This is a genomic window from Fructilactobacillus fructivorans, assembly GCF_000814735.1.
Classification (GTDB): domain Bacteria; phylum Bacillota; class Bacilli; order Lactobacillales; family Lactobacillaceae; genus Fructilactobacillus; species Fructilactobacillus fructivorans.
Window position 1 is genome coordinate 26,600 of sequence record NZ_JOJZ01000013.1, and the last position, 22,055, is coordinate 48,654.

At 40.2% G+C, this 22,055-nt stretch carries 21 protein-coding genes, 1 tRNA gene and 1 riboswitch; of the genes, 8 read left to right on the forward strand and 14 right to left on the reverse strand.

Features of this window, described 5'->3' with window-relative positions; all coding sequences use genetic code 11:
* Positions 1-21 precede the first annotated feature (21 nt).
* From LfDm3_RS03130 to LfDm3_RS03140, 3 genes are all read left to right on the forward strand, one after another.
* Positions 22-3,120 (forward strand): pectate lyase-like adhesive domain-containing protein, encoded by a 3,099-nt coding sequence (locus tag LfDm3_RS03130; protein WP_039144082.1) that lies wholly within the window; start codon positions 22-24, stop codon positions 3,118-3,120.
* A gap of 85 nt (positions 3,121-3,205) precedes the next feature.
* Positions 3,206-4,258, forward strand: coding sequence for a WxL protein host-binding domain-containing protein (locus LfDm3_RS03135; RefSeq protein WP_039144083.1), 1,053 nt, complete (start codon positions 3,206-3,208; stop codon positions 4,256-4,258).
* A 133-nt stretch (positions 4,259-4,391) separates the two neighbouring features.
* Complete coding sequence (locus LfDm3_RS03140; protein WP_052236592.1) at positions 4,392-5,198, forward strand: alpha/beta hydrolase; 807 nt, start codon at positions 4,392-4,394, stop codon at positions 5,196-5,198.
* 58 nt (positions 5,199-5,256) lie between these two features.
* Here LfDm3_RS03140 and LfDm3_RS06845 read toward each other — a convergent pair whose 3' ends face one another.
* The 11 genes from LfDm3_RS06845 to LfDm3_RS03190 form a co-directional block, all read right to left on the reverse strand.
* Complete coding sequence (locus tag LfDm3_RS06845; protein WP_010022596.1) at positions 5,257-5,424, reverse strand: hypothetical protein; 168 nt, start codon at positions 5,422-5,424, stop codon at positions 5,257-5,259.
* Between the two features lie 38 nt (positions 5,425-5,462).
* A complete protein-coding gene (locus tag LfDm3_RS03145) occupies positions 5,463-7,391 on the reverse strand; it encodes a M13 family metallopeptidase (RefSeq protein ID WP_039144084.1) in 1,929 nt (642 codons plus the stop codon).
* 91 nt (positions 7,392-7,482) lie between these two features.
* Positions 7,483-8,391, reverse strand: a complete 909-nt coding sequence (locus LfDm3_RS03150; protein WP_082019958.1) for a glycine betaine ABC transporter substrate-binding protein — start codon at positions 8,389-8,391, stop codon at positions 7,483-7,485.
* Complete coding sequence (locus LfDm3_RS03155) at positions 8,391-9,272, reverse strand: ABC transporter permease (RefSeq protein WP_191978918.1); 882 nt, start codon at positions 9,270-9,272, stop codon at positions 8,391-8,393. The genes LfDm3_RS03150 and LfDm3_RS03155 overlap by 1 nt, the downstream gene beginning before the upstream one ends.
* On the reverse strand, positions 9,272-10,477 hold the full coding sequence (locus LfDm3_RS03160) for a quaternary amine ABC transporter ATP-binding protein (RefSeq protein ID WP_039144085.1): 1,206 nt from the start codon (positions 10,475-10,477) through the stop codon (positions 9,272-9,274). The genes LfDm3_RS03155 and LfDm3_RS03160 overlap by 1 nt, the downstream gene beginning before the upstream one ends.
* Before the next feature lie 206 nt (positions 10,478-10,683).
* The gene (locus tag LfDm3_RS03165) at positions 10,684-11,388 is read right to left on the reverse strand and encodes a VIT1/CCC1 transporter family protein (protein WP_039144086.1); all 705 of its coding nucleotides are present in this window, start codon (positions 11,386-11,388) and stop codon (positions 10,684-10,686) included.
* A gap of 13 nt (positions 11,389-11,401) precedes the next feature.
* Positions 11,402-12,091, reverse strand: coding sequence for a VIT1/CCC1 transporter family protein (locus LfDm3_RS03170; protein ID WP_010022604.1), 690 nt, complete (start codon positions 12,089-12,091; stop codon positions 11,402-11,404).
* A 144-nt stretch (positions 12,092-12,235) separates the two neighbouring features.
* Positions 12,236-12,769 carry a Fur family transcriptional regulator gene (locus LfDm3_RS03175; RefSeq protein ID WP_039144087.1) on the reverse strand — a complete coding sequence of 178 codons (534 nt, stop codon included), beginning with the start codon at positions 12,767-12,769 and terminating at the stop codon, positions 12,236-12,238.
* 84 nt (positions 12,770-12,853) lie between these two features.
* A complete protein-coding gene (locus tag LfDm3_RS06685; protein WP_052236594.1) occupies positions 12,854-13,351 on the reverse strand; it encodes a hypothetical protein in 498 nt (165 codons plus the stop codon).
* Positions 13,344-15,716, reverse strand: a complete 2,373-nt coding sequence (locus tag LfDm3_RS03185; RefSeq protein ID WP_039144088.1) for a helicase C-terminal domain-containing protein — start codon at positions 15,714-15,716, stop codon at positions 13,344-13,346. Before LfDm3_RS03185 ends, LfDm3_RS06685 begins: the two co-directional genes overlap by 8 nt.
* A 47-nt stretch (positions 15,717-15,763) precedes the next feature.
* Positions 15,764-16,108, reverse strand: a complete 345-nt coding sequence (locus tag LfDm3_RS03190) for a hypothetical protein (RefSeq protein WP_039144089.1) — start codon at positions 16,106-16,108, stop codon at positions 15,764-15,766.
* Positions 16,109-16,273: 165 nt separating this feature from the next.
* On the opposite strand from LfDm3_RS03190, the gene LfDm3_RS03195 reads away from it, so the two are divergent.
* Entirely contained in the window at positions 16,274-17,431 is a 1,158-nt protein-coding gene (locus LfDm3_RS03195; protein WP_039144090.1) for a hypothetical protein, read from the forward strand.
* 33 nt (positions 17,432-17,464) lie between these two features.
* Here LfDm3_RS03195 and LfDm3_RS03200 read toward each other — a convergent pair whose 3' ends face one another.
* The 3 genes from LfDm3_RS03200 to LfDm3_RS03210 form a co-directional block, all read right to left on the reverse strand.
* Complete coding sequence (locus LfDm3_RS03200) at positions 17,465-17,662, reverse strand: LBP_cg2779 family protein (protein ID WP_010022611.1); 198 nt, start codon at positions 17,660-17,662, stop codon at positions 17,465-17,467.
* 70 nt (positions 17,663-17,732) lie between these two features.
* Positions 17,733-18,377, reverse strand: coding sequence for an energy-coupling factor transporter transmembrane component T family protein (locus tag LfDm3_RS03205; protein ID WP_039144091.1), 645 nt, complete (start codon positions 18,375-18,377; stop codon positions 17,733-17,735).
* Positions 18,367-19,734 carry an ATP-binding cassette domain-containing protein gene (locus LfDm3_RS03210; RefSeq protein ID WP_039144092.1) on the reverse strand — a complete coding sequence of 456 codons (1,368 nt, stop codon included), beginning with the start codon at positions 19,732-19,734 and terminating at the stop codon, positions 18,367-18,369. The genes LfDm3_RS03205 and LfDm3_RS03210 overlap by 11 nt, the downstream gene beginning before the upstream one ends.
* Positions 19,735-19,797: 63 nt before the next feature.
* A riboswitch (TPP riboswitch) is annotated at positions 19,798-19,887 on the reverse strand.
* Positions 19,888-19,971: 84 nt separating this feature from the next.
* Here LfDm3_RS03210 and LfDm3_RS03215 point away from each other — a divergent pair.
* The 4 genes from LfDm3_RS03215 (at position 19,972) to LfDm3_RS03230 (ending at position 22,045) form a co-directional block, all read left to right on the forward strand.
* Positions 19,972-20,592 (forward strand): LVIS_2131 family protein, encoded by a 621-nt coding sequence (locus LfDm3_RS03215; protein WP_039144093.1) that lies wholly within the window; start codon positions 19,972-19,974, stop codon positions 20,590-20,592.
* 58 nt (positions 20,593-20,650) lie between these two features.
* The gene (locus LfDm3_RS03220; RefSeq protein WP_010022617.1) at positions 20,651-20,977 is read left to right on the forward strand and encodes a hypothetical protein; all 327 of its coding nucleotides are present in this window, start codon (positions 20,651-20,653) and stop codon (positions 20,975-20,977) included.
* Between the two features lie 46 nt (positions 20,978-21,023).
* Positions 21,024-21,095, forward strand: a tRNA-Arg gene (locus LfDm3_RS03225).
* A gap of 281 nt (positions 21,096-21,376) precedes the next feature.
* Positions 21,377-22,045, forward strand: coding sequence for an SDR family NAD(P)-dependent oxidoreductase (locus LfDm3_RS03230; RefSeq protein WP_039144094.1), 669 nt, complete (start codon positions 21,377-21,379; stop codon positions 22,043-22,045).
* Positions 22,046-22,055 lie beyond the last annotated feature (10 nt).

Genomic DNA, 22,055 nt, shown 5'->3' on the forward strand with positions numbered 1-22,055 from the left:
TGCTGAGGAGGAGACTGAACAATGAAAAAGAAAAATCGGAATCAATTAATAACTTTAAGCGGAATTGCGGCATTATTCGTGGTTGCATGTGCCGTCTTGTTTATGTACACCTCTAGTTCAAATAATCCTGTCTCAGCAAAAGCTGGAAATAATGTCAAAACGGAGGCTAAAGCTTCAAGTTCGTCATCAGCTAGTGCCAGTCAGAGCCAAGCCTCTTCTAGTAGCACTCAAAGTAGCTCTTCAAGCCAATCTTCTAGTAGCTCGTCGGCAAAAACAAGCTCAGATAATAAGAGTAGTGAAGAATCAAGCAAGCAGGCCGCTCAAGACGTTCAGAAGACCAAGACCTCTGCCAATGAAGCTAAGACCAAAAAAGATCCTAACGACACTAAAAATATTAAACTAATTCAAGAAAGTAAGAATGCCGAAAGTGAGTTTAAGAGTGGAAAGTATGTTCCAGCCACGAAATTATCAGCTGCCCAAATTAAAACGGCTGACTTATCAACCATTTCAGTTGGCGATTGGGATAGTTATGTAGCGGCAATTCAAAATTCAAATGTCGATCACATTTTAATCGCAAATGATATTGCTTCTCCTGATACTGGTCATAACCAGATTCAAGCTGCTCCACGACCGAGTGGTAATTTAGTCGTGGATGGTCAGGTAACTAATTCTAATAATAGCCCAGATGGACAACATGTCGGTGGACCGACGGTTGATCTAGGTGGTAATAGTTTTGACTGGCATGGGAATAATGGCTCTTATTCAGATGGAACATCAAGATTTCCTAATATCCAGGTAAACAACCTAAACGTGTACAGTGGAAACTACTACGGAATGTTTTGTGATAGTAACGGTGGTACTCACGGTGATATTCAAACGTACACCAACTATTCCTTTACGGGAGCGCAACCATTTGTTAACTATGGTGGACTCAATATCCTAAAGGGCAAACAACGGCTTAATCAAGTTAGTTATTATACGGCTTTGGGTAGAACCAATACCGACGTTGATAACGGTGGTCAACAACTAATGGAGGGCTGTGCCCTTTGGATTGCTGATAGTAACGATAAAAATAATCCCACTGACCTGAAAACCACTGTTAATAACACTGGTTCTACTCCAAACTTCGAAATTGGTGATTGGGGAGATGAACGTTGGGATCGTCGAATCCAAAATCCCCCTATCAATCCTAATACTAATCAACCATTTGGTATTGGCCAGATTGCCATTGGCAATAATGTTAACGTTAGTATGAATTCTGCTGCCAAACAAAATACTGGGGGAGGAAATACCAGCATTTCCGGACAAACCACTGGCTTTGATCTAGGTAGAGGAAGCAATCCAGATGATTTTAGTATTGGTAACAATTCGAATGTCAACTTTAGTATGAGTCCGGGACACTATGCCATTGTTTCTTACAATCGTAATACTAGTAGTGCCTCATCAGGGATTAGCATTGGAAGTTCCAAGGTCACCGTTAATACTGTGAACAATGGATATGGTAGTCCATCATCAGGAACTCCTTCAATTTGGGCTAACAGTGACATTACCGTCAAACCGAATACGAATGAATCAACCAATTCACCTGATGATAGTCCTAATATTAGTATGTATAAAGACGCTCAAAGTGATTCTCCAACCATGATGCAATCCAGACGGGGAAACATTGATTTGAGTGGCATGGGTCACGGGGATTTTCGTTTACAAAATTATGGTCAGTATAAAAACGATAGTTTGGATGATCCGTTACTCCAGGTTAGAAATTCTGGAAGTGGCAGTCAGCAAAGTAGTGGTCCACAAATTATGTTTCCTGGTGGAGAGCCCCTGAATGCTTGGGACCTAAATGGTGCCAATAATGATGGTCCGTCTCAATTTCAATGGATGACTCCTAGCGGTGGATTTTCTTATCCAAGACAAACCGCAATTAATGGTAGTAATTTTAATATCTACCAGTACTCACGATTAAAGGTAGGATCATCGACCACTCAGGGAAACATCGAGTTTACGCACCCACTAAATGATGCTCATGATTCAAAGTATTCCAGAACCATTTCAGGAAGAGTTACTGATAATAATGGGAAAGGAATGGGCGGCGTTTTCGTCAGTTTAACGGGGGATCCCAACATCAGCCCAGATGATGCCGTTGATAGCATTAATGATGGGTATGTATATGGTTATCCATACTTTACTCCGAAGGCTCCCGACAACATTAGTTCACGTCAGTATACGACTTACACTAATTCTGATGGAACTTTCGATTATACTTTGCCCAAGGGTAAGTATCTAAGTGCTGACGAGACCATTAATGGATTTGCGGCTTATTATGATAGGGCCAATAGTGATTCGTGGTTTCAGACAAATGATGCCCAAGAATCAGTTGATGGTGTGAGTGAACCAGGAGTCATTAATCCTTACAAACCACAAACACCAGGAACTCCTGATCCTAATCATCCCGATCAAACTTATCCAGATAACGTTAAGGCGGGAGATCAGGTATCCGGTAAAAATAACCCAGCAAATAATAATCCACCGGCAATGTTAAGACTGGATGCGGTTCCTCAAAGCATGCAATTTAACATGGAGGGGAGGAACTCGACCTCATCAAATGGGCGTGTAGCTGTTCCCATTTCACAAGACGGAACCTCATTAGCTTATAATCCTAATAGTTCCGATCCGGGCATCTTTACTCAGTTTACTAACTCCGCTGGAAGCGAAATGAATGATGTTGGTTGGGGTCTTACAGTTACGGCTCAGTCAGGTTCAGCTCAGAATAATTTGTTGAATAACGCTTCACTTGATTTAGGAGGATCCTCTTTAGGAGATGGGTTCTTACAGGAACTGTCGCTCAATCAGGATAAGAGTATGCTAACGTGGAATAAAACCGGAAATAATCTTGGAAACACGATTAACTTTGACGGACAAGCCACTCCGATTGTTTCAAGTTCAAACGTTGACTTGGATAACTCTACTTATCAAGCGTTCTGGAATTTGGCCAACGTTAAGTTGAATCTTGATGAAAATGTTTTGAAAAATAATAATGCTGGTTTAGGTGGTAATTCACAAAATGCAAGCGGAACGTTGACTTGGAACTTATCACATGGACCTTCAGAAGGAAATTAACCAACATAAAAGACGATAATAATTGAAAGATTGTTATCGTCTTTTGTACATAAGTAATTAATTAGAATATTGGGGTGGATTGATAATGAAAGTAAGCAAAAAATTAGCAATGATCGGGTTGACCGTGATTGCTAGTGTTCTCATGATTGTGATGGTGACTCCAACCACTCATGCTGACACCCAGAATCAGGTTCCCCTTGAGGTGCTTCCGCAGTTAAACGGAGTTAAGGGACAGCAAAAGGAGGCCAATTATTTTGATATTAAGGCATCTCCAGGCATGAAGCAGCAACTGAAGGTGCAATTGATCAACCGCAGTACTAAGATTCCCTTAAAAGTAAAATTAGGGATCAATCCGGCGACTACTTCGGGAGCTCCTACGATTAGTTATGCCAATAAGGCTCAGGCAACCAACAATCATTTACAGTTTCCGATTGAACAACTGGTAACCTTTAACAAGGCTTCAGATCAAACAGTTTCTTTACAACCGCACCAGAAACAAACCGTTACTTTGAACCTAAAAGTTCCAAACGACGAGAACTTTCAGAAGTTTAACGGAACAATTCTCGGTGGACTTTACGTGGTTGAAGATAATGGTGACAAGTCGTCTTCTCCGGTTAATTCCCTGTATTCGTATTCGGTTGGAATCCAACTAAAACAGGGGAAGCAACTCGCTAACATGAAAATGAATGGCGTTAAGACGTTACCAGCTGGGAATCCGAACCTCATAAAGGTGAAGTTAGCTAATGATAAGGCTGCTGTGTTAGGGAAGACCAAGATTAGAACTGATATTACCCCAATCAATAGTTCCAATGTGGTGGCTTCACATACCACTGCCAATGCCGTTATTGCGCCCAATAGTTCGTTTGATTACTTGGTTCCTAAACCCACGAAGAGTTTACCTAACGGTCAATACACCCTTCACCTAAAAATGACCTCAAATGATCCTCAATTTAAGGCGACAAAGGTTTGGAATTTTACGCATAACTTTACCGTTAATAATCCCGTTTCGGCGACTAACTCAGGTAGGAAAACAGTTGCTAAGAGCATCTTTTGGCTCGTTATGTTAATATTGTTATTAGGTATTATTGGAGCCTGCATTTACTTCTTCTTTGTTGGAAGAAAGCAGGATGAAATCTAACTTTGAAATATAAGAAAGCGTTCGGATGTCAAGACGTGAGTTCGCTTAATGACATTTGATTCGTTAAATTTTAATGCAATATCTCTGAATTACTAGTATCCTTAAATTATTAGAACAAAGGAAGAGTGATTTTTTGGAAAAAGCAACAAAGAAAAACATTTTTTTATTTGCGATCGGAATCATTGTAGTGGTTGCTGGCTTTTTGTTTATTGAATTTGGAATTAACGTTGATGGCGTTAAGCAACATGATCATACGCCCATTTTATTTGTATCTGACTTAAACAAAACTTCTAAGGCTGCCAATCATTTGACGGTTACTTCTAGTCGCGAGGGTGGCGAATATGCCATGAAGATTAATGTTTATCCAGATGGCAAGATTTATTATCATCCGAATGAAAACGTGCATGCTAAGTATCCGATCATTAAGGTTAACTTCAATGACAATACTGCTTCTACAGTAGTTCAGGCGAAGTGGTTAAACGAAATCTTAGTTCATTTGAATCGTAAGTATCGTTATCAGCAGTACAATGCCCTGGGCTTTGGCTCTGGAAGTTTAACGGTTTATCAAAATGCAGTTTCTTACGGACAGGAAGCTAATCACATGCGCTTAACGAAGTTCATTTCAATTGGTGGCCCCTTCAAGGGAATTATGCCAAAACAAAATATCATGAATCATCGTTATCCAAAGGTGAGCGAACTGCGAGATGGTTCGAAGACCTTTCCTAAGGGTGTCAGTGTCCTGAACGTCTATGGCCAGTTGAGTCGGGCTAACAAGTCGGATGGACGGGTTACAACGTCGTCGGCTAGAGAACTCAAGAAGTTGGTTCCAGGATCTGATTATCAAGAAATTAAGGTTAGTGGAAAGTCTGGACGTCATAGTAAGCTGTTGAGTAATCAGATGGCTTCACGAATTATCGAACGATTCTTGTTCGCTGAATAATAAAAGATAAAAAAGCGGAAGCACTTCATTGAAGTGCTTCCGCTTTTTACGTTTCTAATTAAAGTTGATTAACGACACCTTTTTCAACGGCACGGCTCAATGCCTGCAGTTCGTTAATCTTGGACTCAATGAGGTATTGGCCTTTGACCTCACTCTTGTCCTTGGCGTCTTGTAATTGTTGATCTAAGAATTGAATTTGTTTATCGATATAATCAGTAAGTTTCATATTATTCGCTCCAATCTATTCTGTTTTCCACTTACATCCTACCAGATCTGAACCCGTTTATCAGGTTTTAAGTACATCTTATCTTCAGATGTTACGTCAAAGGTCGTGTAAAAGTCATCCAGATTTTTGACCTGAACGGATGCTCGAAGTGGGGAGGGAGCGTGAACGTCAATTGATAGTAGCAGGTTTTGGTATTCTGGAGTGGCTTTCATGCGCCAGATTCGACCCCAGTTAGTAAAGAATTGATATAAATCGGGATCGGTGTCATTTTTAGCTGCTTCCTCAGCACAACTGAGTCCACCAGCATCAGCAATATTTTCGGAAACCGTCAATTTTCCGTTAACTTTTCCGCCAGCAAATGGAATACCGTTGAATTCATCAATCATCTTTTGAGCTAATTTAGCAAAGTGTTCGTGGTCCGATTTGGTCCACCAGTTGTTAAGATTACCATACTGATCGAACAAAGAACCGTTGTTATCAAAAGCATGTGAGATTTCGTGTGCCATCACAGCACCGATTCCACCATAATTGGCACTCTCGGGTTGATCAAGACTGTAGAATGGTGCTTGTAGGATGGCAGCTGGAAAGACAATGATATTCTTAAAGGGATGGTAATAAGCGTTCACGGTGTTGGCACTCATTTCCCAGCGTTCTCTTTCAACTGGTTTATTCCACTTGGAGAACTCATACTGGTTAGCAATCTTTTCAAAGTCGAGGAGATTACTTAAAACTGTACCACCATCTTTTTCCTCCGTTACGTGGAACTTCTTGTACAAAGGATCGAGTTCATCAGGATATCCGACCTGAACGCCAAGGGTTGAAAGTTTTTTGATGGCCATTTTCTTAGTGTCCTCACTTAACCAATCATTGTTAGTAAGGCGATTCTTGTAGACGTTAATCATGTTGTTAACCATTTGATGAACGTCATCCTTTGCTTTTTCACCAAAGTACTTCTTCCCGTAGTAGTCACCGATGACCTGGTCGAAAGTACCAGAAGCAAGGTAGTAGGCCGCTTTTTTCTTATTAGTGGCCTCTTTCTTACCAGAAAGGGCTCGACTGTACGTTCCACCAGTTACTCTAAATTCATCCGAAAGGGCTCCACTGTAGCCGTTAAGGGTCTTAACAAGCATCCAATCCTTCATGAGTTTAAAGTGTGATGAGGTAAGAAGTTCAGACAGATTTTCAAAGAATTGAGGTTCGGTCACAATTATCTTTTCAGGAAGGGCACCAACGAGTTGGTTAATGGCTTCCTTTAGGTTTAATACGTTGGTTGATTTGGCCAGTTGATCAGGACTTTCAGGATTATACATCTTACTGTAATCCGCAGCTTCCTCGGCTGACTTAACGTTAGGGGCAATTAAACGATCAAATTCAACCGCATTTTCAACGATGTTTTTGCTATCTTCTTCACTGTATCCGGCCATTTCGAATAATTTGGTGGTCATTTTAATGAAGATTGGCATTAAGGTCTTAGCGGCCTCATTGTCCTTTTCATAGTAAGTTTTGTCGGGCATGAATAGGGAAGGACCGCTCGCAAAGAGAGCGTTGACCTTAGCGTTCTTCATGTCAGGATCAAGGCCAAGTGAAAATGGGGTAGGGAGACCAGAAAGAATCCAGTCGGAAAGTTGGTCGTTTAGATCATCGTAGTTATCAAGATTGGTAATACGATCAAGGACTGGTTTTAAGGGTTTCACTCCATCCTCGTCACGCTTTTTAAAATTGGTGGTCATATTGTAGAACTTTTTGTATTCCTCTAATTCAGGAGAGGTTGCGTTTAGCTTGCCACTCTGAAGTTCTGCTGAATCCTTCATCAGGGTTTTATCGATATCATCAACTAGATCCATGAATCCACCAGTTGAAGAGTGATCGGATGGAATCGTAGCTTGTTTAATCCACGAACCATTGATGGCATCATAAAAGTCATCTTTTAGTTCGGGTTTGTTAATTGGAAAATCTTTCTTTGTCATAGTCATTGTCCTTTCGAAACTTTTATCATAACTAAATGGTATCAAAAAAGTCCCATGAACGACATTCACGGGACTTAATTTTACTGATTATTTATTTTTTAAGGTCTTCAATTGAGTTAACGTTCTTCATGTACTTCGGAACGGCTAGTCCAACCTTTGCCTTGTCGATACTAGTACCAATGATTTCAACGTTGTTCTTGTACTTCTTGTACATTGGAGCCATTGTAGTTGGCAACCAACCAGCAGTTGAAGCATCAGCGGATCCCGTTGAAAGGGAGGTCCACATTGGTTGAGCTTCCATTGCTGAAAGGGTTGGTTTGTAACCCTTCATTCGAAGTAACTGGGCAACCACGTTAGAAGATGATAATTCCGAGTCCCATGAAACTAGGACAAGTTTAACGGGTTGACCGTGTCCTTCAGGAACACCATTGAGCCATTGTTTAACTAGTTCAGGATGTTTAGCAATAAATTCCTTGGAAGCTTTTTCAGCATTTTCACCCTTGTCAATCTTGAACATCACTTCACTCATCAGTTCATCATTCCAATGGAACTGTTTGAGTAACTTAGTTGCACCAGGATCTTTCTTTTCAAATCCCTTATGGATAATGGTTTGAATGTGTTCGCCCTTTCCATAAGCATTCTTTGGGTCCTTCAAGAATTTGATTGGATACTTTTGAAACATCCAATGAGGTGTCCAACCAGTAATAACGATTGGTTGTTTATACTTTAGGGCTTTGTCTAAGGATGAAAGCATGGCAGCAGTAGAACTAGCCTGAAGTTGCCACTTTTCTTTCTTTAGTCCGTAGGTATTAATTGCTTTAGTAGTGGATGACATGATTCCAGCTCCGGAATCAATTCCAGTTATTGTGTAGTTAACTTGTGGTCCAACTTTTGCGTTGGGATTGTACTTTGGTGGATTTACACTACATGCGGTTAAGGTCACCGCTAGAAGTAACGCAGAAGTGATTCCGAGAATCCATTTAGTAAATTTCTTATTCATTATTCGTTAGATCCTGCATCAGTTTTATTGGCACCACCAAGGCCTTTACTGATTTTATCAAGGACAATTGCCAAAATAACGATTGCGATACCAGCTGCAAAACCAGTACCAACGTCATTTCTACCAACGGCGAAGTAAACAGCTTCTCCAAGTCCCATCGTTCCAATCATTGAAGCAATAACAACCATTGAAAGGGCAAGCATGATTCCCTGGTTAATTCCAGACATAACGGTTGGTTTAGCCAATGGGAATTGAACTTTGAAAAGTTTTTGCCATGCGGTACAACCGAATGATTCTGAAACTTCAAGGTATTCACTAGGTACTTGTCTAATTCCAAGGTTAGTCATGTTGACGATTGGTGGAATTGAGAAGATTACTGATGCAAACACACCAGGAACTTGACCGATTCCAAACAAAGCAACGGCAGGGATCAAGTAAACGAAGGCTGGCATCGTTTGTAGAAATGACATGATTGGACTAACGATGGTTTGTACAATCTTACTCTTAGCCATCCAAGTTCCAAGTGGAACCCCAATGATGATAATTAAAAGACAGGTTGTAAGAACCAGATCCAGAGTCTGAGTCATTTCACGCCAGTAACCCTGGTTCCAAATTAATAGAAATCCTAATAATTCAAAGAGCATGAAGCCCCAGTGCTTAGTTTTTCTGAATAAGAACCAAGTTCCAAGCAGGATAATCACAATGAATAACCAGATTGGAATAATGTCAAAGACCCATTGAATACCATTCATAACGGTATTCAAGAACAGTGTAATGGCATTAAAAAAGCCAGCAAATCCAGTTAGCCAAGCAAAAAAGGCATTCACCCATTTAGCGATTGGAATTGCACCAATGCTAGCAATTGATAATAAACTATTCATTAGTCATCTGCTCCTTTCGTTGCCATGGCATCAAGAACGGCACTTCGAAGAATAATTCCCTGTAAGTGCTTTTCGTCATCAACGACTGCGTATGGAATTGGCGATTTAGAAATTGCATTGAACAATTCGCCAATTGGGGTGTTTGGAGCAGTTGTTGGCACGTCAGTCTTAAGTGCAGTATGAAGGTCTTTTTCGTTCTTATCAATCATTTCGTTAGCATCATCAGCATCGACAATTCCCACAAAATGATTGTCGGAATCAACCACGAAGATACTTGAAATCTGATCTTCTTTCATACGACGAAGGGCCAACTTAGGACCATCCTTATCAATGTTAACGGTGTTTGGTTTAACCATTACATTGGAAGCAGTCAGAATCTTAGAACGATCAACGTTTTCGATAAATTTCTTAACGTATTCATTTTTAGGATGATCAAGTAAGTCTTCAGGAGTATCAACCTGAATGACGTCACCATCATGCATCATCATGATTCGGTCACCGACTCGTAGTGCTTCATTTAAATCATGACTAATGAAGATAATGGTTTTGTGAAGTTTTCGTTGCAGTTCCAATAACTCATTCTGCATTTCACGACGATTTAGTGGATCAAGGGCTGAGAAGGCCTCATCCATCAGGAGAATATCTGGATCGTTGGTAATGGCACGAGCCAAACCAACACGTTGTTGCATCCCACCAGATAGTTCCCCTGGATAACTGTCGTCATATCCGTGAAGGCCGACCATTTCAAGTGATTCATGAGCCTTCTTGTCACGTTCTTCCTTCTTAACGTCTTGAACTTCAAGCCCGAAGGCAGCGTTTTCAAGGATCGTACGGTTAGGAAGTAATCCAAAGCCTTGAAAGACCATGCTCATTTTCTTTCGACGAAGATCAAGTAATTGTTTCTTGTCAAACTTCATGATATCTTTTCCATCCAAATAGATGGCACCAGATGTTGGATCGATTAAACGATTAAACATCCGTAACATGGTTGACTTACCTGAACCAGATAGTCCCATGATAACGAAAATCTCGTTATTTTTGATTGAGAAGGTCGCGTTATCAACACCAACGGTGCTACCGGTCTCATCAAGAATGTGGGCCTTGTCTTCTCCCTTAGATAAAAGTTCTTGTGCTTTTCTAACATGAGGACCAAAGATCTTTGTAATGTGATCTACTTTGATTTTTTCATTATTATTTTGAGTCACAGAACTCCTCCTTTCGATTAACATCTTCATTAAAAATAAAAATATCTACGTTAACCAACTTAACAATTTGGAAGGTATATGTCAAATTATCTATCATTTGGAAATAGCGGCACGTCGGTTTTTGTAGCCTCTATACTCCTACTCTGATATAGGTTTACCGTAATGTAATTTTATCTAAAAATTAATGTTAAAGGTTGAGAATTATGTTAGAAGAATTGTCCGATCCCATAATGGATAATCATGGTGATGATTCCAACGATGACGTTTCGAACCACGGCGATCTTGACCAAGCCGTTTCCGAGTTCTGCACTTAGAAATCCAGTGATGGCAACGGCGATGATGACGGCAATAATGGTTCCAGGCCACTGAAGACCAACCGGGAGGAGGGTCATTGCTAATAAAGGAAGGATCCCACCAAGAGAGGCCGAGCATAGAGAAGATAGGGCCGCACTCCAGGGACTCAAATACTTTCCTAATTGAAGGTCATATTTCACACTTACGACGGTCTCTAAGGGTTTCTTTGAAAGAAGGTCCTTAGCAATTGCGGTGGCCGTTTTTTGACTAACTCCTCGGCCCACATAAAATTCGATTACACTTTGAAGTTCTTCATTAAAGTTGGTTTTAAGTAACTTACTTTCGGTTTTGACGGCCGCTTGCTCGGTATCACGCTGAGAACTAACAGAAGCATACTCCCCACCGGCCATCGAAAAAGCACAGGCAAGTAAGTCGGATAATCCGGCAATGAAAATGGTGAGAGGATTAGTAGTGGCAACCGCCACTGAGAAGAGGACACCCACGACGGTCAAAATCCCGTCGTTTGACCCAAGGACTCCGGCTCGTAGGTTATTCAGTTTTTCGTCCATGGTGTTGTCATTGTTATCTTTGTGATCTTTCTTAAAATGAAAACTCATCTAGCGTTCCTCCTTAAAATACTAACCCGACTAAACGACCAACAAGGTATGCGACGGTCATGGTGACTAATCCAGAGATGACATTTCGTATTAGTGACTTAGTCCGATTAGCATTTCCTAGAACGGCAGCTACGTATCCGGTAATTGAAAGTGCCAAGATGATGGCAAGATAAGTTCCAAGAACCCGGTACTGAGCTGGGGCGACAAAGATGGTGACTAGGGGCAGAATTGATCCTGTGGGAAACGAAATCATGGAAGCAATTGCGGCAGCGTACGGACTGGTAAAATCTTTTCTATCAAACGAGTATTTTTCCCGCACGACTGTCGTTAACGCATCTTCTTGCATCATTTCGGAAGTGGCTTTTTCTGCCAATTCAGGAGCCATTCCTGTTTTGAGGTATTTATTTTTCACAAAGTTAAATTCACCATCGTAATCGTTGGCAAGACCGCGTTTTACAAAATCGATGGCCTGTCGTTGTGAATCCTTTTGGGTGTTGACTGAAACGTATTCTCCCATTGTCATTGAAACCGTTCCGGCTAGCATTCCAGCCAAACCAGAAATCAGGATTGCCCAGTTACTGGTTGACGCTCCAGCGACACCTAGGACAATCCCTGCGACTGATAGGATACCGTCATTAGCACCCATGACACTTGCCCGCAAAACGTTGATTTTTTGCGCAAGTGATGTTTTCTTTTTTGCCATAATCAACCCCTCCAGTTTATAATGATTATAATCTAGCTCAACTACTATTTTACCGCAATCTCTTGATCTAGTAAACATGAATGATAAATTATGCACAAAAAAAGCACCATGACAAACGTCATGATGCTTAATTCTGAAATAAAATTAGTTTTTTAGTGATGCTTTCGGCATTTCGACTACTCTTTTGTTACTACTCTTACCCTGATCTTGCTTAGGTTCTTGAGCGTTCTTTTTAGCCTGGCATTCTTTACAAGTGCCGTGAACTTCGACGTTTGAGACTGATGGATCAAATCCAACTTTCTTAGTGGCGTCTTGGAGTTCTTCGTCGATCTTCTTGAATTTAGGATCATCGATATCAATAATCTTACCACAAGTGTCACAAATGGCGTGGAAATGGGGATGACTGTAAAAGTCATAACGATATCCGCCATCTGGGTTTGGTAATTCAATCACAATCCTAAGCTTTTTAAATAAGTACAGGTTATTGTAAACGGTTGCCATACTAAGGTTGGGGAACGTTTCTTCCAAGAAATGGAAGATCGTCTCAACTGAAGGATGGTTGTTGTGATCAATTAGGTACTTCAAAATAATTTGACGTTGTGGGGTAATACGAACATTATTGCTTTTCAAAATGTCCATAGCTTTCCCATAAGCTTCTTTCTTCTCTCTATCATTCATAAATATGCACTCCCATACATTATAATGTTACTCTTTTATTTCAATAATCATTCTAGTAGCTTATGGAACACAATTCAACTGAAATTACTGAAATAATTGAAATCTAGAGGATTTAGCTGATTTAGCGATTTGGGAGAATCCTAAAGTTTTTATTATACTCATAAGATTATGTTGGTTGTTATTTAATAAGAGAGAAATACTAGATTGTTTTAATTCTTTAAAAGTAAATTGTATCATATGGTCAAATAATTCGCTGATAAAATCTGGAGCAATCCCAACTTCAAAGATAAAGTTAAATTGGGGTTCATTATTGGCTAGGTTGGTGATAGCAAAAATTCCCAATAAGACTTGGGTTTGCTTGTCCTTGACTGCCCAAATCAAAGCTTGGGATTGCATGATTTGGCGCATGTCATCGTTTACAAGGTCAGCAGTCCTTGATGCATCGTACTCACCGTCAAGACGTACGTTGGCAATGGTACGACCGTTTAATAATTGAGTAATTTGCCCCAAACTAGTAGTGGTTAACCAATCTAGCTCAAGATGAGCAGTAAAAATAGGGTGGTAACTTTCAAATTTAGTCATGACTTTCTCCCTTCAAATGGTTCCAGAATTGGTGGAGATCATTTTCTAATTCACGTGGATTATGGGCAATGTGATAATTTTTCCATTGCGGTGGGTAAAGATTCGTGTATCTTTTTTGGGTAAATCTTTGATCCATCATTACAATAACACCTTGATCATGTTTCCCACGGATTAGGCGCCCAGCTGCTTGAAAAACGTGGTTTAATCCAGGAAGTTGATAGGCATATTCAAACCCGTGACCGTTCTCGGCGTCAAAGTAGTCCCGAATGAGGTTGGTCTCCGAGTTAAGTCCTGGAAGTCCAACCCCGACGATTCCAACGCCGATTAACTTATCCCCGACAAGGTCAATCCCCTCCGAAAAAATACCACCCAAAAGGGCAAAACCCACCGTCGGTTGATCATCGGGATGATCGAACTGGTGAATGAAGCGAGAGCGGGCTTGATCGTCCATCCCTGACTCTTGTTTGATGGTGTGAATGGTTGGATGTTGTTTGGTAAATTCAGCGTAGATTTTCTCAAGGTATAATCCAGATGGGGCAAAAATGAGATAGTTACCCTTCTTGGCAGTCACCATTTGATTAATGGTAGCGACAATTTTGGCGATGCTTTGGTCTCGGTTTCGGAACGTAGTATTAATGTATGAAGTCACAATAATGGACTGGTTTTCAGGGGGAAAGGGGGACGGTAGTTCGTACTTTAGACTGTCGGGTTCGTCACCTAAAACCTTAGCGTAGTAGTCCATGGGTGAGAGGGTGGCTGAAAATAAGACGGCTCCACCACCTAAGTTGAGGGTCTCGGCTAAATCATGGCTGGGATCCATACAAAAGAGGCGCACGGTGACATTTTTTCCATCTAGTAAAATGCGAACTTTATAATTAGGACCAAAATATTCGCTAATTTTAAGGTATCCGGTGCACTGAAAGAAAAAATCGAGTACGACGTCTAAGTCGTCACCATCATCCTGTTTAGCAATCCACTTTCGCATTACTTTAACTAGGTTAGTAACCGCCTTCGTAAATTTATCGAGGGGATCATCAGTGGCCGTTTCAAAGACATGATCATCACGCAATGGCTTAGCGACGGCATTAAACTGACGCTTGAGTGAACGGAGTTTGGTTAACACCTTTTTGTTTGATTCCCTATCCCTTGAAATGATTTTGATAACGTCGGCTAGCGAACTAGACGATAGTTCAGTTGAATACATCTCGCGGGAACGATCCACGAGATTATGAGCCTCATCAATTAAGTAAAAATTGCGATAGTCTTGAACCTCAAAGAAACGTTGCAGGTGAACCTGGGGATCAAAGAGGTAGTTATAGTCACCAATGATTACATCGCAAAAAAGGCTGAGATCAAGGGAAAATTCAAACGGGTCCAGTGTGTATTTTTTTGCATACTTTTCTATGACGTCACGCGTGATCTGATAATTGTGACGCAAAAGGTCCTTTAGAGCGGGCTTCAAGCGATCGTAGTAGCCAATCATATAGGGATTATCTTCAGGAGCTTGGTCTCGCTCCTCTTTAAACATGATCTGGTCCTTGGCAGTAAGGGTGATGCTTCTTAACCGCAATCCCTTGTCGCTCATAAGTCGAATGGCATCTTCAGCGACTCTTCGAGTGCTCTGCTTAGCCGTTAGGTAAAACACCTTGGAAATAAGGTCGTTTCCCATGGCTTTTATGGTAGGAAAAAGGGTTGAAATGGTTTTTCCTGTCCCAGTGGGCGCCTCTGCAAACAGGTGACGATGGGTCACAACCGTCTTGTAAACGGCGGCGGCTAATTCATGCTGACCGTCACGATATTCCTTGAAAGGAAATTGGAGTTTTTGGGCGGTGGTGTGTTTCTCTTCATCTAATTGATCTTTAAGCTTAAGCCACTCACTGAATTCTTTGATTAAATTGTTAAAGAAACTTTCTGCATCTGTAAATGTAATTGATTGTTCTTTTTGGGTGGTTTCTTCTTCAGGAGTTTGAACGTAGGTGAGTCGCATTGTTACGGTTTTGATTGCTGGATTTTCGTTCATGAGTAAGTAGGCATAGGCTTTGACTTGCCCCCAGTAGAGAATCATTTTATTTTCAGGGATGTCTTGAAATTCGATATCAGAGGTTTTGATTTCTTCAATGACGGCCGAATCATCGTTGAGGATCACTCCATCAGCCCGACCATGCACCAGGAAATCATTGTGATTTACTTGAACCGCTTTTTCAAGATAGTATTCTTTTTGGTAGTCTTTTGTTCGATTCTTTTGTAGTTTGTGGTGGATCCTAGTGCCAGCTTGAGCCGTGTTTAAACTACTTAAACTACTATTGAGATCGCCACTTCTTAGTAAGAACTCAACGAGATCTCTGACTCCAACTTTGTTCACCATTTCCACCTCCATTTTTCCATAAAAAAACAACTTCAAGCGAAGTTGTTTTATTCCTCACGCCAACGATTGAACTCGTCCGCGTGTGATCCTAAGTAATTCATTGCTTCTTTAGTTAACCGATCAACCTCGGGTTTGGTTTGATCCGGCATCACGTGATAAAAGTTGCAGACGTATCCTTCGGCGATGTTTTCGTATTGTTCTTTACGACCGTATCCGGCGTCATTGAATAGTTTATCTAAACCCTTGACGTCATCTTTGCCTGCTTCGTAGATTTGCTGAGCTAAGTTAGTTTTGTTTTCTCCTAACATTGTAGCAGCGTATTTAATGATGAAATCGTTCATATCAATAATGATGTTTTGGCGTTGCTTGCGTTCAATTTTCTTCTTCGACATATTTTCACCTCAATTTCATTTTAAAGCATTCATGGTATAAATGAAAATAGAAAGTAAAAGCTTAAAAAGAACGCAAAATTTATGTTATGATAGGCGCACTAATCTTGGTCGAATCCTTACATGTGATAAGATTAAACTGATGTTACTAGAGAAGTAGGTGATAATTTGAATAATTCGGTTGATCAAGTTGTCAAAGACTTGAGGTATTCGATGAATAATAATTTATTGGTAAATTTGACCCAACAAAACACCACGGTTTTTTATACCGGGGTCGTGGTTGCCCTTGATGCTGCTGGAGCCATTCTAATTACGTACGATGACTATGGATTAGCTAATGGACTGGTATATGTAGTTTATGGTGACATTGACGACATTGATTTTCAAAGTGAAGACCTGACCAAGATGGAAGGTCGGATTCGGATGTCACGCCAACTAAAGTTGAACGGGACGAAACAGGAAGTAATGAAGCTTAATTCGAAGAATGATCTGTTAACTCAGATCTTAGGAAACTCCTTTGTTGACCAGCAAGCTATCATGGTGGTGACTCAGGACGGTAATTCCGTTGAAGGTTTTATTAATTCGTTGTCAGACTTTGAATTTTCACTTTCTGTAATTGATAAGTTTGATAATGAGAACGTGACACACAAGACCATTATTAAGCCATTGGTTCGATCCGTTGAGTTTTTGGGAACAGAATTAAAATTATTAACGGATTCCAAGTCGGTGTTATTTGCTAAACACATTGATCCCCAAGTAGTAGATGGACAATTAGCGATTGAAGCTAACCTCTATTCCGCGATGGAAACCGGGAGACGGATTGTGATGATTCCTAATATTCATTCCGATCTCTTCTTTATTGGTCAGATTCGGGCGGTTAATTCAGATTCGGTAATCTTTTCGTTGGTCGATATGATGGGACGATTTGGCGGTTATGAATTAATTAAAATTGATGAAATTGATAAGTTAGTGATTAAAAGTGATTATTTGCGTTTGATTAATCACTTTGTCTCCATTAATTCAGCCAACGGCGTTTTCGTTCAGCCAGTTTTAAATAATGATCGGAGTTTTGATGCAACGGTCAACTTGTTTGCCGCTACGATTGAAATGGCCATCAAGTTTCAAAGAGTGGTTCGCATTAAAATGAATGACGGACAATCGTACCTCGGTTTTCCCGTAAAGTACGAGCGAGGACAGGTTACGGTTCAGATTGTTGATAAAGCTAAATTATTTGTCGTAAATAACCAACTGATTAATTTAAATGATATTGATGAGATTGCCTTTGGCTATCTTGATTCGTATCTAATTGAACAACAAATTGGATAAAAAAACGATGACTTTCATGAAAGCCATCGTTTTTTACTTGTTATGAACAATAAACTGTTTAATTATTTTTACTTCATCCTGAGTGGGTTGAACTTGCATACTCTTGATGGCGTGAAATCTTTCCACGGTCATATGTAAGTCAACTGCCATCTGGTTATCAGGAATATCATGTTTTTCTTGGAATTTAATCAGATCAGTTGCTACTTGACTAAATTCTTCACCAATTTTCATTTTGTTTCCTCCTCTACTTCTCTTACTTGAGTCCATTATACATTAATTTATTTAATTGAGACAAAGAATACTAAAGGAGAAGTAGGATCGCTTGAAGTAAAATTACGTTGAAAACGAAGACCAGCCAGTCTACCATCGTAATTTTAACCGGCTCATAAAAAGTTCGAGACTGACCCTCAACGAATCCATGCGATTCCATCCCTTGCGCTAAGTTTTCCGACCACCGAATGGCTGATAAAATCGCCTTAAAGTATAGGGTAGGTGACCACCAGTGTAACTTAACGCCGCGCATTAAACTCGCGGTTTTGATTTTATTAACTTCGGCCTGAATCTCAGGAAGAAGGTTAAACGCTGCCATGGCACCATAAACGAACTTGCTTGGAAGATGGAGATTCTGTTCAAGTGAATTGACTAACTCATAGAGCTTGGTTGTTAAGGTGAATGCTGCTCCATAGATCACATAGACGTAAATTCGAGTGAAAAGAAGGATTCCAGCGTGGCTACTCTTAGCGTATAAGACTTGCGAAATAAGGAGCCCAATGGCAGGGATCAACGCAATCAGGAGGATCCATAAAAGACGCTTTAATTTAACTCGTTTAACTAAAAGGTAGAGAAGTCCCACTACGATTAAAATCACGTTGCCAACAATACTGTTAGTAAATGATACTTCGAGTGCAATGATCAGGACTAAGATGAATTTTAGACTAGGATTCATGAACATCCTCCTTATAAGTCAAGCGGTGATTAGCGAGTTCGATGTAAAAATCAGCGTTGTCCACCAATTCAGTTTGCTGATGGGAAGCAAAAATGATGGTTTTGCCAGCGTGGGCCTCGTCTTCAAGCAACCTTGAGATAATCGTGGTTGATTCTTGATCAAGTCCGGCAAACGGCTCGTCCAACATGAGAATGGGAGCGTCTCTGATTAACATGATTATGATTTGCAGTTTCTTTTTTTGACCGCCACTAAGTGAGTAGACAACTCGATCGGTGAGTTGATCTAAATGGAGTTCTTCCATTAAGTCATTGATCCGATCATCCGTCCAATTTTTCGTAATGGCGTTCTTTTTGGCCAATTGAATCTCATCATTAATGGTAATGGTTAAAAATTGGTCTTCTGAATTTTGAAAAACAAGATTTTCATATCGCATGAGAAATGGGAGGGATGACTTTTTAATGTTGCGATTAAGGATTTTAACGACTCCGTTATAAGAGTGGAGACGTGATAAAGCTTTGAAGAAAGTTGATTTACCACTCCCATTCTTCCCATTTAAGTAAGTGATGCCAGGATACAAATCAATGTTTTCTGGTTCAATTAAGTTTTGGTTGCCATCGGTCATGGAGAAATTGAGTAGATTAATAATGGGATCATTGTCCGACATGATCTTGTATTCAATCTCTTTGTCAGGATGGTGTGGGAGACGGGTCTTAATTTGCTTAACCAGAATTGGTTTGACGGAATCGTTTTGAACGTTAAAGAAGTGATCGGCGATTCCAATGTAATCGCTCAAATTATGATCGGAAATGATGATAGTCCGATTGTGTTCTTCCTTAAGTTGAACTAGTCGCCTGATGATGTCTTTCTTACTTTCGACGTCGACGTTACTAAAAGGTTCATCGAGGAGAAGAACGGGACGTTTCATGGCAACTGTCACTGCTAAAGCAACTTTTTGTTTCTCACCCCCAGATAAGGTGGAAATGGTCCGATTTTTAAGACTGCTGATTCCACAAAATGCTAGAGCATCATCGATGCGATTAGGCATTTGAGCGGGATCGACCTGTAAGTTTCCGAGGGCGAAGATTAGTTCCTCTTTGACGGTTTTCATCGCAAACTGGTGGTTAGGATCCTGAAACAGCATGGCTGTCTTTTCATCCATATCAATTTTTCCACTCATTTCACCCTTACTGTACTTGGGATACAGTCCCGCAATCAGTTTCAAGAGCGTGGTCTTCCCACTTCCAGTTGGACCAAATAGTAAGTTAATACTATTTGGCTCAAACTTTAAATTAATTTGATTTAAGATTTTATCCTGTTCAGGATATGAAAATGATAGATCTTTGATATTTATCATCATTTATTCTCCATAAAAAAAGACGTCCAAACCGCGAGTGGGAGAACGTCCAGCTGATGTATTTAACAAGCTTAGTTATATATTTCCTGCGCTGGTATTGTCCAAGTCAGGTTCAACGGGTATGATCTCAGCCACTCGGCACCCCAATGTTTAATTAAGTTTAGTATATCAAATATGGCATAAAAATCAATTTTCAATTAGAATAGGGGAGATAGGAAAAATAGAGCGGAGGATACTTTCATGAATTCATGGTGGAATCTTGTAGGTGTAATTGCGTGGTTAATTGTTTTGGTAGTTTTAATCCTTGTGATTAAAAACATTCGTTCACGCAGAATTAAAATGATCGTCCAAGATAAAAAGACTTTTGAATGGCGAAATTTGCTGATCTCAATCGTTGAAATCGTTGTTTTCTTGGTTTTGCTGGCTTTGATGGTTTACACGACCTTCTTTAGAAACATTACCAAGACGAACAACCGGAACGTTGTTACCACGACGCAAGTGGAACCATTAATCATTCAAAGTGACGAGCACGGTTCTTATTACGTGAAGGTTGATGGTAATAGGGGCCCGATTCAACAATATTCGTTCTGGTTAAAGAACGTTAAGTATCAGCTTCCAAGTACCAATGCACAAGTAGTTACGACGCGTGGTAATGCTGAAGTTACTGGGCGCAGTTACAAATTGAATCACAAAAACATTAAATTAAACGACCAGCACTTCCAGAACGCATGGGCCAAGGTAGTTACTTTGACATATAAAGGGAACTTCTGGAATGGTTTGGGGATGCATGCCGGAAAGGATGCCAACCAATTCATTTTAATTCGGGTTCCTAATAAGACGTTCGTACAGAGAAATAAATAATTATTTAACCACCGATGTTTACGGACCGGTGGTTTTGTTTAAAGATGGAGGAATTGAAATGAGTGCAAAGATTCCAGAGACGATGGATGAAGTTAAAAACTTGTGGGATGAGCTCAAAAAAGAAGGCAAGGACATTACACTTGATGAGTTGATCAAAAGTAACGTCCAGGATTTAACCCAAGCCTACCTGGATTCAGCTGAAGAGGGTCACTATGACTCGGCTAAGTTGGTTAATGATCAAACCATTGCGTTTGTTAGCATCACCGGGAGAACGATTGGAAAGTATGTTACCAAAGGTACCAGCCTGGTTGATGACTTTAAAAATAACTCTTTAAAGCTAGAGTTAGACCTAGAAGCGGCCGCAAATAAAGTCGCAAATAAATAATTTACTTGCAATTTACTGTGTTTATCGATAGCATAGTATTTGTTAAGCGCCCTTAGTGTAATGGATAGCACATGAGATTTCGGTCCTCATGATCCGAGTTCGACTCTCGGGGGGCGCATTTATTTTAGCTTCAAGACATTGATGTAACCAGTATTAAAAATCGATTGGTCTCTATTTGGTTTCAGTTAATAGTAAGTGCTGACAAAATTCTTAAAACTGGTATACTTATTTAACGGAGATTAAGTCGCAAAGAAGCCTCACTACTTTTGGTAGTGGGGCTTCTTTTGTATTTAAACCTGTATTTTATGTGTGCGTAATTTTTTATCACCAAACGCCAAAAATGTTTGTTTTCCCAAATGGTGGTAAACTTTTCATGAATTAACTTTAGGAGGTAAATTTATGAGTGAAAGTGTAGTAATCTTTGGTGTTGGAAAGGGCTTTGGCTTTTCCATTGCCAAGAAATTTGGTGAAGCAGGCAAGACTCCAATTTTAGTGGCTCGTAACGCCGATCAATTGAAACAGTTCGTAAAAGATTTGAGTAACGATGGCATTAAAGCTGATTTCATTGTCGCAGATGTAACCGATCCTACTCAGGTAACCAATGTCTTTAGTAAGGTCAAAATGGCTTATGGAATTCCAGAAACCATGGTTTATAACGTTGGTGATAAAACTTTGGATACACCATTTTCATTGCCATTGGAACAAATTAAAGGAATTTATGACACCAATGTTTTTGGTGCCATTACAACAACACGACAATTCGTTGGTCTTTCGGATGATTCTAAGTTGAATCGGAATATTTTAATCACTGGTGGTGGAGCAGCTTTTCATCCCACGAAGGATAACGTCACTTTAGCGGCTACCAAGGCAGCTTTAAGTGATTACGCATTTTCACTTCATGATGCAGTTGAAGATGATAATATTTACGTTGGTTTGATTACCATTCAAGGGCTTTCTGGTAGTAGTGAAGAGATGCAACCAGACAACGTTGCTAAAGTCTATGTAAAGGCTGCCCAGGATCGTTCTGAAAGGGAAATTAAGTATCCAGCAAAACCGTCTGATTTTTAGGAAATCGAGG

Bases quoted from the DNA above. Each gene is read 5' to 3' on its own strand.
- LfDm3_RS03170 (WP_010022604.1), bottom strand. From the start codon at position 12,091: ATGGCAAAAAAGAAAACATCACTTGCGCAAAAAATCAACGTTTTGCGG.
- LfDm3_RS03150 (WP_082019958.1), bottom strand. From the start codon at position 8,391: ATGAATAAGAAATTTACTAAATGGATTCTCGGAATCACTTCTGCGTTA.
- LfDm3_RS03200 (WP_010022611.1), bottom strand. From the start codon at position 17,662: ATGAAAATTGGTGAAGAATTTAGTCAAGTAGCAACTGATCTGATTAAA.
- LfDm3_RS03145 (WP_039144084.1), bottom strand. From the start codon at position 7,391: ATGACAAAGAAAGATTTTCCAATTAACAAACCCGAACTAAAAGATGAC.
- LfDm3_RS03130 (WP_039144082.1), top strand. From the start codon at position 22: ATGAAAAAGAAAAATCGGAATCAATTAATAACTTTAAGCGGAATTGCG.
- LfDm3_RS03185 (WP_039144088.1), bottom strand. From the start codon at position 15,716: ATGGTGAACAAAGTTGGAGTCAGAGATCTCGTTGAGTTCTTACTAAGA.
- LfDm3_RS03205 (WP_039144091.1), bottom strand. From the start codon at position 18,377: ATGAATCCTAGTCTAAAATTCATCTTAGTCCTGATCATTGCACTCGAA.
- LfDm3_RS03135 (WP_039144083.1), top strand. From the start codon at position 3,206: ATGAAAGTAAGCAAAAAATTAGCAATGATCGGGTTGACCGTGATTGCT.
- LfDm3_RS03165 (WP_039144086.1), bottom strand. From the start codon at position 11,388: ATGAGTTTTCATTTTAAGAAAGATCACAAAGATAACAATGACAACACC.
- LfDm3_RS06685 (WP_052236594.1), bottom strand. From the start codon at position 13,351: ATGACTAAATTTGAAAGTTACCACCCTATTTTTACTGCTCATCTTGAG.
- LfDm3_RS03215 (WP_039144093.1), top strand. From the start codon at position 19,972: ATGAATTCATGGTGGAATCTTGTAGGTGTAATTGCGTGGTTAATTGTT.
- LfDm3_RS03190 (WP_039144089.1), bottom strand. From the start codon at position 16,108: ATGTCGAAGAAGAAAATTGAACGCAAGCAACGCCAAAACATCATTATT.
- LfDm3_RS03175 (WP_039144087.1), bottom strand. From the start codon at position 12,769: ATGAATGATAGAGAGAAGAAAGAAGCTTATGGGAAAGCTATGGACATT.
- LfDm3_RS03210 (WP_039144092.1), bottom strand. From the start codon at position 19,734: ATGATGATAAATATCAAAGATCTATCATTTTCATATCCTGAACAGGAT.
- LfDm3_RS03220 (WP_010022617.1), top strand. From the start codon at position 20,651: ATGAGTGCAAAGATTCCAGAGACGATGGATGAAGTTAAAAACTTGTGG.
- LfDm3_RS03230 (WP_039144094.1), top strand. From the start codon at position 21,377: ATGAGTGAAAGTGTAGTAATCTTTGGTGTTGGAAAGGGCTTTGGCTTT.
- LfDm3_RS03155 (WP_191978918.1), bottom strand. From the start codon at position 9,272: ATGAATAGTTTATTATCAATTGCTAGCATTGGTGCAATTCCAATCGCT.
- LfDm3_RS06845 (WP_010022596.1), bottom strand. From the start codon at position 5,424: ATGAAACTTACTGATTATATCGATAAACAAATTCAATTCTTAGATCAA.